Origin of the sequence: Kumtagia ephedrae (assembly GCF_003012745.1) — a bacterium.
Taxonomy (GTDB): Bacteria; Pseudomonadota; Alphaproteobacteria; order Rhizobiales; family Rhizobiaceae; genus Kumtagia; species Kumtagia ephedrae.
This window is the reverse complement of sequence record NZ_PXYK01000019.1, coordinates 1-14,074: the sequence shown is the minus strand read 5'-3', so window position 1 is coordinate 14,074 and position 14,074 is coordinate 1. Positions and strand designations below refer to the sequence as shown.

Below are 14,074 nucleotides of genomic sequence, written 5' to 3'. Positions count from 1 at the left end.
CACTGCCGCACGTACCCCACCCGGCCGCTTCGCGGCCACCCTCCCCTCGAGGGGGAGGGGGACGCAGCGCTTGGCCGCACCGCCTTCGCGCCCTATGTTTTCGCATTAGGAGCCTCACCATGGGTCTCATCCAGGAAATCGACTACGGCACGCCCGCCTCGAAGGCGGAGAAGCAGATCACGCTCACCGTCGACGGCTTCACCGTCACGGTTCCCGAGGGCACCTCGATCATGCGCGCCTCGATGGAGGCGGGCATCGCCATTCCGAAGCTGTGCGCCACCGACATGGTCGACGCCTTCGGCTCCTGCCGGCTCTGCCTTGTGGAGATCGAGGGCCGCGCCGGCACGCCGTCCTCCTGCACCACGCCGGTCATGCCCGGCATGGTGGTGAAGACGCAGACCGAGCGGCTCAAGACCATCCGTAAGGGCGTGATGGAGCTCTACATCTCCGACCATCCGCTCGACTGCCTGACCTGCGCGGCCAATGGCGATTGCGAATTGCAGACCCAGGCCGGCGTCGTCGGCCTGCGCGACGTGCGCTACGGCTATGAGGGCGACAACCACGTCTTCAAGAGACAAGACGGCGCTGAAAACTTCCGCTGGATGCCGCAGGACGAGTCGAACCCGTATTTCACCTACGACCCGTCCAAATGCATCGTCTGCTCGCGCTGCGTGCGCGCCTGCGAGGAGGTGCAGGGCACTTTCGCGCTGACCATCGAGGGCCGTGGCTTCGAAAGCCGCGTCTCGCCGGGCATGCACCAGCCCTTCCTGGAGTCGGAATGTGTGTCCTGCGGCGCCTGCGTGCAGGCCTGCCCGACTGCCACGCTGACGGAGAAGTCCGTCATCAAGATCGGCCAGCCGGAGCATTCGGTGGTCACCACCTGCGCCTATTGCGGCGTCGGCTGCTCGTTCAAGGCGGAAATGCGCGGCGACGAGCTGGTGCGCATGGTGCCGTGGAAGGACGGCAAGGCCAATCGCGGCCATAGCTGCGTCAAGGGCCGCTTCGCCTATGGTTACGCCACACACAAGGAGCGCATCCTCAACCCGATGATCCGCGAAAAAATCTCGGATCCGTGGCGCGAGGTGAGCTGGGAAGAGGCGCTGGCCCATACGGCGAAGGAGTTCCGGCGCATCCAGTACCAGTACGGGCGCGGCGCCATCGGCGGCATCACCTCGTCGCGCTGCACCAACGAGGAGACCTATCTCGTCCAGAAGCTGATCCGCCAGGGTTTCGGCAACAACAATGTCGACACCTGCGCCCGGGTCTGCCATTCGCCGACCGGCTATGGGCTGGGCCAGACCTACGGCACCTCTGCCGGCACCCAGGACTTCGACTCCGTCGAGGAGTCGGACGTGATCGTGGTGATCGGCGCCAATCCGTCGGCCGCGCACCCCGTCTTCGCTTCGCGCATGAAGAAGCGCATCCGCCAGGGCGCGAAGCTGATCGTGCTCGATCCGCGCATCACCGAGACCGTGGATTCGGTGCATGCCAAGGCCGACTACCACCTGCCGCTGAAGCCCGGCACCAATGTCGCCGTGGTCACGTCGCTGGCGCATGTCATCGTGACGGAAGGCCTGTTCGACGAAAAATTCATCCGCGAGCGCTGCGACTGGTCGGAGTTCGAGGACTGGGCCGCCTTCGTCGCGGAAGAGCGCAACAGCCCGGAAGAGGTCGAAAAGCTCTCCGGCGTGCCGGCCGAGCTCATCCGGGGTGCGGCGCGCCTCTACGCCACCGGCGGCAACGGTGCGATCTATTACGGCCTCGGCGTCACCGAGCACAGCCAGGGCTCGACGACCGTCATCGCCATCGCCAACCTCGCCATGGCCACCGGCAATATCGGCCGGCGCGGCGTCGGCGTGAACCCGCTGCGCGGCCAGAACAACGTGCAGGGTTCCTGCGACATGGGCTCGTTCCCGCACGAGCTGCCGGGCTACCGGCACGTGTCGGGCGACGCTGTCCGCGACATCTACGAGAGCCTGTGGGGCGTAAAGATCGACAACGAGCCGGGCCTGCGCATCCCCAACATGCTCGACGCCGCCGTCGAGGGCACGTTTAAGGGCATCTACATCCAGGGCGAGGATATTCTGCAGTCCGACCCCGACACAAAACATGTGTCGGCTGGCCTGGCCGCCATGGAATGCGTCGTCGTGCAGGACCTGTTCCTCAACGAGACGGCCAACTACGCCCACGTCTTCCTGCCCGGCTCCACCTTCCTGGAGAAGGACGGCACCTTCACCAACGCCGAGCGCCGGATCAACCGCGTGCGCAAGGTGATGGCGCCGAAGAACGGCTATGCCGACTGGGAGGTCACGCAGATCCTCGCCCAGGCGATGGGCCTGAGCTGGAACTATACGCATCCGTCGGAGATCATGGACGAGATCGCCCGGACGACGCCGTCCTTCGCCTATGTCTCCTACGGCCTGCTCGACGAAAAGGGCTCGGTGCAGTGGCCCTGCAACGAGAAGGCGCCGGACGGCACGCCGATCATGCATATCGGCGGCTTCGTGCGCGGCAAGGGAAAATTCATCCGCACCGAATATGTGGCGACCGACGAGAAGACCGGGCCACGTTTCCCGCTGCTGCTGACGACCGGCCGCATCCTGTCGCAGTACAATGTGGGCGCGCAGACGCGGCGCACCGACAATGTCCTGTGGCATTCGGAGGACCGGCTGGAGATCCACCCGCACGACGCCGAGCAGCGCGGCATCCGCGACGGCGACTGGGTGCGGCTGGCAAGTCGCGCCGGCGAGACGACGCTGCGGGCGCTCATCACCGAGCGCGTCGCGCCGGGCGTGGTCTACACGACGTTCCATCACCCGGACACGCAGGCCAACGTCATCACCACCGACTTCTCCGACTGGGCCACCAACTGCCCGGAATACAAGGTGACGGCGGTGCAGGTGTCGCCCTCCAACGGCCCCAGCACCTGGCAGCAGGACTATGACGAGCTTTCCCGCCGCTCGCGCCGGATCGAGGGAAGGCTCGAGGCGGCGGAGTAGGGGACGCCGGCTTTTCCCTCCCCCTTGCGGGGAGGGTGGCTCGCGAAGCGAGCCGGGTGGGGTAGCCTCGGCAGTGCGCCGACTTCACCTTTGCGAGGAGTTTGATCGTGCCCCGTACACTTGTGACCCCGGAAATGCGCACGACGGCGACGACGCAGCGCAGGTTCGCGACCAAGGGGGAGACTTTGCTCTGGTACGAACTGCGCGATCTCAGGCCCGAAGGCCTCAAGTTCCGTCGGCAAGCGCCAATCGGGTCCTATGTCGCCGACTTTGTCTGCTTCGACCCGAAAGTCGTCGTGGAGGTTGACGGCGACCATCATGAAACCGGCAAGGGCAAGCGTCACGATGCCAATCGCGACGCGTATTTGAAAGAATCAGGGTTTCTCGTGCTGCGCTACGACGCCTCCGATGCGCTCGACCGGGCGTGGCATGTCGCACAGGACGTGAAGAGCAAGGCCGGCGCACTGCCGGGACTACCCCACCCCCGGCCTTTGGCCGGCCCCTCCCCGCAAGGGGGAGGGGGAAGTTCGCGCAAGCTCCTCTCCCCCCTTGCGGGGGAGATGTCGGCGAAGCCGACAGAGGGGGTAATCTCAGAAGGCACCGCCGACAGGCCGAGCACTGCCGCAACTACCCCACCCGGCTCGCTTCGCGAGCCACCCTCCCCGCAAGGGGGAGGGGAAGGTCGGCGCCCTCCCATCACCTCCACAACCCGCATCGCCCGCCGTGCCGCCGGCACATCGGCGGCTGCGCGCATGGTGCCCGAGGAAACGCCGATCGCGCTGAGTTACGCCGGCACCACGCACGCCGTGATGATGGGCTCGCCCGCGGATTTCGAGGATTTCGCGCTGGGCTTCTCGCTGACGGAAGGCATCATATCCTCGCCGGAGGAGATCGAATCCATCGAGGTGGAAGACCTCGGCGCCGGTATCGACATCCAGATCAAGCTGAAGGACACCGCCAACACCCGCTTCCAGGCGCGCCGACGTCGGCTTGCCGGGCCGGTCGGCTGCGGGCTGTGCGGCATCGAATCGATCGAGGAGGCGATGCGCTTGGTCGATGACGTCGGTCAGTCGACGCTTACGCTCTCACCTTCCGACATCGTCCGCTCGGTAAAACTGCTGTCAAAGCACCAGCCGCTGCATGCCGAAACCGGAGCGGTGCACGCCGCCGGCTTCTATGTGCCGGGAAAAGGCGTCGTCGCCGCGCGCGAGGACGTCGGCCGCCACAATGCGCTGGACAAGCTGGCCGGGGCGCTCGCCAGGGCGGGCGTCGACGGCGCGTCCGGCGCGGTGGTCGTCACCTCGCGCGTCTCGGTCGAGATGGTGCAGAAGACGGCCGCCGTCGGCGCCTCATTCATCATCGCCGTTTCCGCGCCCACCGCGCTCGCCATCCGCACGGCGGAAGGGGCCGGGATGACGCTGGTCGCGCTGGTGCGCGGCGACGAGTTCGACATCTTCACCCATCCAGACCGCGTGACCGACGGAGCCGCCAAGAATGTCGCATGACGAAGAAAACCCGGCCGCCTCCGGCATCGCCAAGATCGTGCGCATGGCCAACCAGATAGGCACCTTCTTCGAATCGAAGAAGCACGACGAGGGCGTGCATGGCGTCGCCGAGCACATCAACAAATTCTGGGAGCCGCGCATGCGGCGGCATTTCTTCGAGGTGGTCGACGCCGGCGGCGAAGGTCTGAAGCCGATCGTGCTGGAGGCCGCTCAGCAAATCCGCCGGCCCAGCGCGCCGCTGACGGCGGAGCACGAGGCCGAGGCCAATGCCGACGTGAGCGGTTGAGCCGCCTTCACACCGTTGCAGGCGCAGGGCAATCGCAAAAAACGTCTACAGTTCCGATTTGGAACCGTCCGGTAGGTGCTACCGCCCCGCCCTCTTCCAATGATCCTTGATGTGCTTGAAACCCTCCCGGTAGACGGCTTCCGGGCTCTCGGCGAAGTCGCGCCAGACTTTTGTCGCGGCGGCCAGATCCTTCAGGCCGCGACCGAAGGATTCGATGGTGAGCCAGTCGTCGTAGCCGCTCTCCCGGATCGCCGAAAAGGTCTTCTTCCAGGGGATGTTGCCGCGCCCCGGCACGCCGCGGTCGTTCTCGGAGATGTGGACGTGGACGATGTGGCGAAAACTTCTGGTGAAGGCGCCGATCGGGTCCTGCTCCTCGATGTTGCAGTGGAACGTGTCGTACATCGCCTTGACGTTGGGATGATCGATCTCGTCGAGATGGGCGCAAAGATCGTCCATCGTGTTCACCAGATAGCACTCGAAGCGGTTGAGCGCCTCCAGCCCGATGATGACGCCTTTCCCGGCGGCATGGTCGCCGATGGCGCGCTGCGAGGAGACGGAGCGCTTCTTTTCGGTCGCGGTCGGGCCGGTGCCGGAAAAGCGGCCGAGGGTGGAATGCAGCGGCCCGGAAAGCCTGTCGACGCCGAGGGCGGCGGCGCAATCGATCGCCCATTTCATGTAGGCGACGCCGGCCTTGCGCTCGCCGGCGTTGCCGATCAGGTTCATCGCCGGGTCGCCCATGGCCGAGACGGCGGTGCGCTCCAGCCCGATGCGGTCGAGCAGATCGCCCAACCGTCTGTAGTCGTCCGGCGTCCCCTCGAAGATCGGGATCTCCACCCCGTCATAGCCGGTCGCCTTGATGTCCCTCAGCAATTTCTCGTGCTTTCCCGTGACGTTGGTCGTCCACAGGAACATGCAGAACCCGATCTTCATGCGCTCCCCCCTCCGGTCTCGGTGGGACCCTAGCGCGAAAAATCTGGTAGGACCAGATGGAGTTGCCAAGCCGAGGGGGCGAGTGCCGGCAAGGCGCGGCCGGCGCGATGCGCCGGCCGCGTCCGGTCTAGTAGACCAGGAAGTCGTTGTTGGTCAGAGCCAGCCCGGTTGCCAGCGTCGCGAACTGGATGGCTGCCGTTCCGCCGGTTCCGTCGGCGTCGTAGAGCAGCCTGCCGGTGTCCGTCTCGTAAATGATGCGGTCGCTGGCATCTTCGGCCGCGCCGGTAGTGTTGGCGCGGAATGCCGCCGCCGACAGGGCGCCGGGCGCCAGCGCCGTGAAGATGGCGTCGCTGAGGCGTATCTCGTCCTCGTTCACTACGAAGCCGTTGACGGTGTCGACATTGGCTTCATTGTGCAGAACCGAGTTGAAGTAATACCGGTCGGCGCCGCTCCCGCCGGTCAGCGCGTCGTTGCCAGCGCCGCCGCTCAGGATATCGTCGCCATCCCCTCCCAGCAGCGTGTCGTTGCCGGCGTTGCCGGCCAAATTGTCGTTCTCCGTGCCGCCGTCGAGATAATCGCTGCCGCCGCCGCCGGTCATCAGGTCCTTGCCGGATTCGCCGTAGACGACGTCATTGCCGCTGTCGCCATTGAGGGTGTCGTCACCTTCCTCGCCATAGAGATAATCGTTGCCGGCACCGCCGTGAAGCGTGTCGTTGCTGAACTCGACGGTCGAATTGCCGAGGCCGCCGTGGAGCGAGTCGTGGCCTTCGCCGCCATAGATCGTGTCGGCTTCGACGCCGCCATAGAGATAGTCGTTGCCTTCGCCGCCGTTCAGCTTGTCGACACCAACCTCACCATAGAGAGAGTCGCTCCCTTCATAGCCCAGGAGATAGTCGTTGCCGGCATTGCCGTAGATGGTGTCCTGGCCATCGCTGCCAGCGATCGTGTCGGCGCCAGCGCCGGCACGATAAATCATCTGCTCGATACCGGTCGACGTCGAGCCGTCACTTCCGGCCGCACCGTTCAGATAGAACTTCTGGGCCGTCGAGGTGCCACTGCGATCGAGGTCGAGATAATCGTACCCATCGCCACCGATGATGGTCTTCTTGCCAAGAGTCCCATAGATGCGGTCGTCGCCGACGCCGCCGTCGAGTATGTCGGTCCCGATGTCGCCGTAGACGTAGTCATTGCCGGTGCCGCCGGTCATGTTGTCGTTGCCGGATTCGCCATAAAGCACGTCGTCGCCGCCTCCGCCGTCGACCCGGTCGTTGCCCTCCTCGCCATAGACATAGTCGTTGCCTTCGCCGCCGTAGAGGCTGTCGTTGCTGGTCTCGACGGTCGAGTTGCCGAACCCGCCGTGGATCGAATCGTTTCCATCGCCGCCGAGCGCCGTGTCGGCACCCGCTCCGCCGTAGAGATAATCGTTGCTCCCCCCGCCGTAGAGCTTGTCGTCGCCGAGGTGACCCTGAAGGTTGTCGTTGCCGTCATTGCCCTTGAGGAAGTCGTTGCCTTCGTTTCCGAGCAAGGTGTCGTCTCCGGAGCCGGCCGTGACATCGTCATCGCCGCTGCCGCCCCGGTAGTAGAGCTGCTCGATGCTGCTCGTCTTGGTGCCGTCGCTGCTGGTGCCGTTCAGCACGAAGACCCGATCGGTAATGTTCGTCGTCAGATCGACATCGAGATAGTCGAAGCCGGTGCCGCCGTTGATGGTCTTCTTGCCGACAAGAGCATAGATGCGGTCATCGCCGCTGCCGCCTACAACACTGTCCGTTCCTATGCCGGTGTAGATGTAGTCCGCCCCGACACCGCCGTTCAGCGTATCGTTTCCGTCCCCGCCCTGCAGATTGTCATCGCCGTCGCCCCCGGCGATGGTATCGTTTCCCGCCTCGCCATAGAGATAGTCGTTGCCGTCGCCGCCGCTCAGCGTGTCGTCGCTGTTCTCGGTGGTGCTGTTTCCATAGCCGCCATAGATGACGTCGTCGCCGTCGCCGCCGCTCAGATTGTCCGCGGCGCCATGACCATAGATGTAGTCGCCGATACCTGAACCGGTGATCGTGTTGGCACTTTCATTTCCAGTATAAACGGGCATCTCTCAGTCCTCACCTTTTGCGCGCTGCATTCCCCCCGACGCGAAGCAATCGTGCTCCGCCCAATGACAGCCGCGGGAGGGCGGCCGCCGCCAAGATCAGTGCAGGAACCCCTCACGGATCCGCGATATGCAGAAAGAAGAATACAGCCAATGATATTTTGCGATCATGGTCGTCATCCAGAAAATAGCAAAGCTCTCTTCCGCAGACCACGGTCGCGGCGTTGGAGCTTAGGCCGGATGAACTGCCTCAATGAGGCCCACGTACTTCTAAGCGATCTACTTATTGCTTAAAAACCTACAACGAGCAAGTCACCTGAACTTCACCGCAAAGATGTCAGCCCGTTGCACCGCCATACATCCTCACCTCCTTGGCGTCATCAAGGCACCGGAAAGGGCCGCTTCGACGCAGCAGGGCGGCATCCTCGCGCGGCGTTGCGACGGCACGATGTCGGCAGGCAGGACGGACGGCAACAAGGGAGGATACAAAGGGGCGGCCGCAGGGGCGCCGGCAACGTGGTGGACTGCACCGGAAATCCGGCGGGCAGCCGCCGCGCGAGCGCGGATGCGGGCGGCTGCCTTGCCGTTCAGGTTCTCATCCGTGCGCGACCATGACGTGGCGCACGGCGGTGTAGTCCTCGAGCGCGTAGAGCGACATGTCCTTGCCGTAGCCGGACTGCTTCACGCCGCCATGCGGCATCTCGTTGGTCAGCATGAAGTGGGTGTTGATCCAGGTGCAGCCATATTGCAGCCTGGCCGCCGTCGCCATGGCGCGCGACACGTCCTTCGTCCACACCGAGGAGGCGAGGCCGTAGTCGCTGTCGTTGGCCCAGGCGACCGCCTCGTCGACATCCGAGAAACGGGTGACCGAGACGACAGGGCCGAACACCTCGCGGCGCACGATCTCGTCCTCCTGCAGCGCGCCGGCGACCACGGTCGGCTGATAGTAGAAGCCGCCGCCCTCGCCCGGCTTGCCGCCGGTGGTGATGTCGATGTGCTTGAGTTCGGAGGCGCGTTCGACGAAGGAGGCGACGCGGTCGCGCTGGCGCCTGGAGATCAGCGGGCCGATCTCGTTCTCGGTATCGTCGGACTGGTTGTAGCGGATCGTCGAAACGGCGGAGGAAAGGTCGGCGACCAGTTTTTCGTAGATTTTTCCGCCGGCATAGATGCGGCAGGCGGCGGTGCAGTCCTGCCCGGCATTGTAGTAGCCGAAGGCGCGCAGGCCACCCACGACCGCGTCGAGGTCGGCGTCGTCGAAGACGATGACCGGGGCCTTGCCGCCGAGCTCCAGATGCGTGCGCTTGACCGACTTGGCGGCGGCCTGCAGCACCTTCTTGCCGGTGGCGACGTCGCCGGTGATCGAGATCATGTTGATTTTCGGATGGTTGATCAGTGCGTTGCCGACGCTCTCGCCGCGGCCGAGCACGACGTTGACAACGCCTTCCGGCAGCACGTCGGCAAGGATTGTCGCCAGCTTCAGCGCCGTCAGCGGCGTCTGCTCGGAGGGTTTGAACACCACCGTGTTGCCGCCGCCGATAGCCGGCGCCAGCTTCCAGGCCATCATCATCAGCGGGTAGTTCCAGGGCGCGATCGAGGCGACGATGCCGATCGGGTCGCGCCGCACCATCGAGGTGAAGCCCGGCAGATATTCGCCGGCCACAACGCCCGGCATGGTGCGCACCGCGCCGGCGAAGAAGCGGTAGCAGTCGACGATCGCCGGGATCTCGTCGTTGAGTACCGCATTGATCGGCTTGCCGCAGTTCAGCGCCTCGAGTTTTGCGAATTCTTCCGCCTCGGCCTCGATGCGTTCCGCGATCTTCAGGAGGTAACCAGAACGCTGCCCGGGCGTGGTCCGCGACCAGGTCGCAAAGGCTTTCTCCGCGGCGGCCACCGCCGCGTCGATCTGCGCCTGGCTGGCTTCCGGCAGGTTGAGCACCGTCTCGCCGGTGCGCGGGTTGAGGATGGCTTCCTCGGTCTCGGTGCCCTTTTCGAAGCGTGCTCCGATCAGCATGTCGGTCAGCATGGTTTTTTCTCCCTTTTGCTGAGCGAATAGCGAATAGGGAATAGCGAATAGCGGTCTCTCCAGCTAAGGCGCCCGCTGCCGACCCGCGATCTTCCTATTCGCTACTCCCTATTCGCTATTCGCTCTCTTTCATTTCCCCGCCCCCGCGACCTGATCGCCGTCACGGGTGAGGTAGTAGGCAAGCAGGATGGGCAGCGCCGTCACCAGCACCACGACCATGGCCACCACATTGGTGACCGGCCGCTGGCGCGGACGCACCAGTTCCTCCAGCATCCAGATCGGCAGCGTCTGCTGCTGGCCGGCGGTGAAGGTCGTCACGATCACCTCGTCGAAGCTGAGCGCGAAGGCGAGCATGCCGCCGGCGAGCAGCGCCGTCCCTATGTTGGGCAGGACTACGTACCGAAAAGTCTGGAAGCCGTCGGCGCCGAGATCCATCGACGCCTCGATCATCGATCCGGAGGTGCGGCGGAAGCGGGCCACGGCGTTGTTGTAGACCACCACCACGCAGAAGGTGGCGTGGCCGAGCACGATGGTCCAGGTGGAGAAGGGTATCTCCATCAGGCTGAAGGCCGAGCGCAGCGAGATACCGGTGATGATGCCGGGCAGCGCGATCGGCAGGATGACCAGCAGCGAGATCGCCTCGCGGCCGAAGAATTTGGTGCGGCTGACGGCGGCGGCGCAGAGCGTGCCGAGGATGATGGCGATGGCCGTGGAGATGGCGGCGACCTTCACCGACAGCCACAGCGCCTGCCAGACGTCCGGCCGGCTCCAGGTGACGGCGAACCACTGCGTTGTGAAGCCCGGCGGCGGCCACTGGTAGCTTTTCTCCTCGGTGGTGAAGGCATAGACGAAGATCAGCAGGATCGGCAGGTGCAGGAACAAGAGCCCCGCCGCCGCGGCGATCTTCAGGGCAAGAGGGGCGGGGGACGAGCGGTCAGAGCGCATGGGGATTTCCTTGCGCTATTCGACCAAGATTGCCCCCACCCCTAACCCCTCCCCTCAAGGGGGAGGGGGACTTTGCGGCCGCTATGCAATGCAAAACCGTCGAAGAGCGGCGTCTGGCGGAAATGCAATCTTGTCCCCCTCCCCCTTGAGGGGAGGGGTTAGGGGTGGGGGTTGGCAGCGCGCAAAGCGTCTCACAGCGCATCGAAGGCCCCCAAACGCTTGGCGCCCCAGAGATAGAACCCCATGATGACCACGGGCACCACGGTGAAGGCGGCGGCGAGCGGGATGTTGCCGGCGGTGCCTTGGTGCGCGTAGACGGCCTGGCCGATGAACAGCCGCGACGTGCCGATGATCTGTGGGATGATGTAGTCGCCCAGCGTGAGCGAGAAGGTGAAGATCGAGCCGGCGACGATGCCCGGCAGCGCCAGCGGGAAGATGACGTTGCGGAAGGTCTGGCCCGGCGATGCGCCGAGGTCGGAGGACGCCTCGGTGAGGCTGACGGGCACCCGCTCCAGCGCCGCCTGCACCGGCAGGATCATGAAGGGCAGCCAGACATAGACGAAGACGATGAAGGTGCCGGTGGCGCTGACCGACAGCGAGTTGCCGCCGACGGTCGGCAGCGCCAGCCAGGCGTCGAGCAGCCAGGTCAGATGCAGCTTGGTGAACAGCCAGTTGAGGATACCCTCTTTGGCCAGGATCAGCTTCCAGGCGTAGACCTTGACCAGATAGCTCGACCACAGCGGCAGCATGATGCCCAGATAGAACAGCGCCTTCCATGTGCCGCGGGCGTAGCGGGCCGCATAATAGGCGATCGGGAAGGCGATGACGGCCGAAGCCAGCGTCACCAGCGCCGCCATGGTGACGGTGCGCAGGATGATGTCGAGATTGGACGGCAGCAGCAGCTCGCCATAGGTCTTCAGCGTGAACTGCCGGTCGATCATCCCGGAGAACTCGTCGATCGAAAAGAAGCTCTGCAGGAGCAACGCGAACAGCGAGCCGAGATAGACGATGCCGAGCCACAGCAGCGGCGGGGCGAGCATCAGCATGAGCAGGGAGCGCGGATTGCGCCACAGCACGTCCGACAGCGCGCCAGCCGTGCCGCCGCGGCGCGGCAGGATTGCGGAGGCGGGCTGGGCGGCGGGAAGCGCGGCGTCCAGGCTCATCTGACTGCCTCGCCACAAGAAGCGGCAGAATTGCAAGCAACTGCCCCCGCCCTTGAACCGATATCCGCACTTGTGTATCTTTGTGTATAGAAAAATGGCGGATTCCCATGGCGGGCAGGCGCAATCGGACCCCGCGAGAAATCGCAGCGCGGCTCCGCAAGGAGGGATGGACGATCAAGCGGCACGGCCCGGGCGCCCACGTCCAGTACGTTCATCCAGCGAGACCCGGCAAAGTCACGCTCGACATGGGGGCCGATCCGATTCCGACGGGCACGCTGCGCTCGATCTACAGGCAGGCCGGCTGGCAATGGTGAGAACGAAGAGGAGATTTGGCGATGCCTCTCGCCTATGCGCTGATCCATGAGGAAGATGGAGTGTTCGGTATCTCCTTCCCCGATTTCCCCGGCTGCGTCTCTACCGGCAGGACGGAAGAAGAGGTACTTCGCAAGGGTGCGGAAGCACTCGCCTTCCATGTCGCGGGAATGATCGAAGACGGCGATCCGCTCCCGATCGCAAGAAATCTGTCCGAACTGCGCGCCGATAACAGTTTCAGCGATGATTCTGCCGGAGCGATCCTGGCGCTTGTGCCGTTCGATCCGCCCGGACGCGCGGTCCGGCTCAACATTTCGATGGACGAGACCCTGCTTGAGGCGGTCGATCGCGCAGCCTCCGCGGCCGGACAATCGCGCTCGGCTTTTCTCGCCGAGGCGGTACGGAGGCGTTTGAAGGACGCCGCCTGAGTGAGCCGGCGCGCCGGGCAGGAGCCGGTCCATCACGCGCCCTCCTCCATCAGATGCAGCTGCTCGCGGTTGAAGGTGAGCATCACCGCGTCACCGGCCTCCGGCAGCGCCGTGCCGGCCGGAACCGTCGCGTGCAGGCGCAGCCCGTCCGCATCCAGCGCCAGCCGTGTTGCCGAGCCCAGATAGTTCATCGCCGTGACTCGCGCCGGCACGCCGTCGCCATTATTGCCGCGCAGGACGCGGATCGCCTCCGGCCGCAGGCTGCCCCAGCGATGCTGGCCCGACCAGCGCTGGACGAAATCCGGCGGCAGCACGTTGGAGGAGCCGACGAAATCGGCGACGAAACGCGAGCGGGGCTTTTGGTAGATATCCTGCGGCGTGCCGATCTGCATGATCCTGCCGTCGTTGAAGACGGCGACCCGGTCGGCCATCGACAGCGCCTCGCCCTGGTCATGGGTGACGAACACGAAGGTGATGCCGAGCGCCTGCTGCAGCGTCTTCAGTTCCTCCTGCATGTTCTCGCGCAGCTTCAGGTCGAGCGCGCCGAGCGGCTCGTCGAGCAGCAGCACCTTCGGGCGGTTGACCAAAGCGCGGGCCAGCGCCACGCGCTGGCGCTGGCCGCCGGAGAGCTGGCTGGGTTTTCGTGCGCCGTAGCCGGGCAGGCGCACCAGCGACAGCGCTTCCTCCGCCGCCTTGTGGCGCTCCGCCTTGCCGATGCCTTTCACCATCAGCCCGTAGGCGACGTTGTCGATCACGTTGAGGTGCGGGAACAGCGCATAATCCTGGAAGACGGTATTGACGTTGCGCCGGTAGGGCGGCACGCCGTCCGCGCGCTCGCCGAAGATCTTTATCGCCCCGCTCGTCGGCTGCTCGAAGCCGGCGATCAGCCGGAGGCAGGTGGTCTTGCCCGAGCCGGAGGGGCCGAGCATGGCGAAAAATTCGCCCGGCGCGATGTCGAGGTCGACCGCGTCGACGGCGCGCACGCTGCCGAAATGGCGGGAGACTTTTTCAAGGGAAACGGCTGGGGTCATGGGACCGCTATGGGCTCGATCAGATAAAAAGCACCCCTTCACCGGCCCTTCGGGCCACTTCTCCCTCCCCGGGGGAGAGGAACCCAAGCTGGAGAAGCGCCGGCATGGCGGCTGCAGCTCCTCTCCCCCGGGCTGTCCGGGGAAAGTCATGCATAGTGGAAAGCCATCTGGTTTGGCGAGCATCGGGGTCTTCTATGGCTCGGATTGACGGGCGGCGGGCGTTCGATGGCGGCGATGTGGCTGCGCTCGAACAGGCATTGTGCGACGAGATCGGTGAAGCGCAGGATCGGCATGGCGATGCGGTTGGCGTTGGCGGCAATGCGCAGCAGCGCATAGGCGATCATGGCGGCGAAGAGCTGCAGGCGGATG

At 65.0% G+C, this 14,074-nt stretch carries 11 protein-coding genes and 2 pseudogenes; 6 read left to right on the top strand and 7 right to left on the bottom strand.

The genetic code is table 11. The annotated features are described in order from the left end of the window. The first annotated feature begins 119 nt into the window (after positions 1-119). The 4 genes and pseudogenes from fdhF (at position 120) to C7I84_RS18870 (ending at position 4,790) form a co-directional block, all read left to right on the top strand. Positions 120-2,999 carry a formate dehydrogenase subunit alpha gene (gene fdhF, locus C7I84_RS18880; RefSeq protein ID WP_106773773.1) on the top strand — a complete coding sequence of 960 codons (2,880 nt, stop codon included), beginning with the start codon at positions 120-122 and terminating at the stop codon, positions 2,997-2,999. Positions 3,000-3,133: 134 nt separating this feature from the next. Further along, a pseudogene (locus C7I84_RS30640) lies at positions 3,134-3,430 on the top strand (endonuclease domain-containing protein); the annotation flags it as partial. A gap of 264 nt (positions 3,431-3,694) precedes the next feature. After that, positions 3,695-4,504 (top strand): formate dehydrogenase accessory sulfurtransferase FdhD, encoded by an 810-nt coding sequence (fdhD, locus tag C7I84_RS30635; RefSeq protein WP_245428503.1) that lies wholly within the window; start codon positions 3,695-3,697, stop codon positions 4,502-4,504. Next, on the top strand, positions 4,494-4,790 hold the full coding sequence (locus C7I84_RS18870) for a formate dehydrogenase subunit delta (RefSeq protein WP_106773771.1): 297 nt from the start codon (positions 4,494-4,496) through the stop codon (positions 4,788-4,790). Before fdhD ends, C7I84_RS18870 begins: the two co-directional genes overlap by 11 nt. A gap of 78 nt (positions 4,791-4,868) precedes the next feature. Here C7I84_RS18870 and C7I84_RS18865 read toward each other — a convergent pair whose 3' ends face one another. The 5 genes from C7I84_RS18865 to C7I84_RS18845 all read right to left on the bottom strand — a co-directional run bounded on the left by C7I84_RS18865 (position 4,869) and on the right by C7I84_RS18845 (position 11,934). Beyond that, positions 4,869-5,720: a sugar phosphate isomerase/epimerase family protein gene (locus C7I84_RS18865; RefSeq protein WP_106773770.1), complete on the bottom strand. Its 852-nt coding sequence runs from the start codon at positions 5,718-5,720 to the stop codon at positions 4,869-4,871. A gap of 127 nt (positions 5,721-5,847) precedes the next feature. Beyond that, positions 5,848-7,806 carry a calcium-binding protein gene (locus C7I84_RS18860; protein WP_106773769.1) on the bottom strand — a complete coding sequence of 653 codons (1,959 nt, stop codon included), beginning with the start codon at positions 7,804-7,806 and terminating at the stop codon, positions 5,848-5,850. Between the two features lie 592 nt (positions 7,807-8,398). After that, positions 8,399-9,826: a gamma-aminobutyraldehyde dehydrogenase gene (locus C7I84_RS18855; protein WP_106773768.1), complete on the bottom strand. Its 1,428-nt coding sequence runs from the start codon at positions 9,824-9,826 to the stop codon at positions 8,399-8,401. Between the two features lie 129 nt (positions 9,827-9,955). Next, the gene (locus tag C7I84_RS18850; RefSeq protein WP_106773767.1) at positions 9,956-10,771 is read right to left on the bottom strand and encodes an ABC transporter permease; all 816 of its coding nucleotides are present in this window, start codon (positions 10,769-10,771) and stop codon (positions 9,956-9,958) included. 191 nt (positions 10,772-10,962) lie between these two features. Continuing rightward, positions 10,963-11,934 carry an ABC transporter permease gene (locus C7I84_RS18845; protein WP_106773766.1) on the bottom strand — a complete coding sequence of 324 codons (972 nt, stop codon included), beginning with the start codon at positions 11,932-11,934 and terminating at the stop codon, positions 10,963-10,965. A gap of 107 nt (positions 11,935-12,041) precedes the next feature. On the opposite strand from C7I84_RS18845, the gene C7I84_RS18840 reads away from it, so the two are divergent. Together C7I84_RS18840 and C7I84_RS18835 are read left to right on the top strand one after the other, a co-directional pair. Continuing rightward, positions 12,042-12,248, top strand: a complete 207-nt coding sequence (locus C7I84_RS18840; protein ID WP_106773765.1) for a type II toxin-antitoxin system HicA family toxin — start codon at positions 12,042-12,044, stop codon at positions 12,246-12,248. Positions 12,249-12,269: 21 nt separating this feature from the next. Then, complete coding sequence (locus C7I84_RS18835; RefSeq protein WP_106773764.1) at positions 12,270-12,674, top strand: type II toxin-antitoxin system HicB family antitoxin; 405 nt, start codon at positions 12,270-12,272, stop codon at positions 12,672-12,674. Between the two features lie 32 nt (positions 12,675-12,706). Here C7I84_RS18835 and C7I84_RS18830 read toward each other — a convergent pair whose 3' ends face one another. Both C7I84_RS18830 and C7I84_RS18825 read right to left on the bottom strand, forming a co-directional pair. Beyond that, positions 12,707-13,705: an ABC transporter ATP-binding protein gene (locus tag C7I84_RS18830; protein ID WP_106773763.1), complete on the bottom strand. Its 999-nt coding sequence runs from the start codon at positions 13,703-13,705 to the stop codon at positions 12,707-12,709. Positions 13,706-13,851: 146 nt separating this feature from the next. Continuing rightward, positions 13,852-14,074 (bottom strand): annotated as a pseudogene (locus C7I84_RS18825) (IS4 family transposase); the annotation flags it as partial.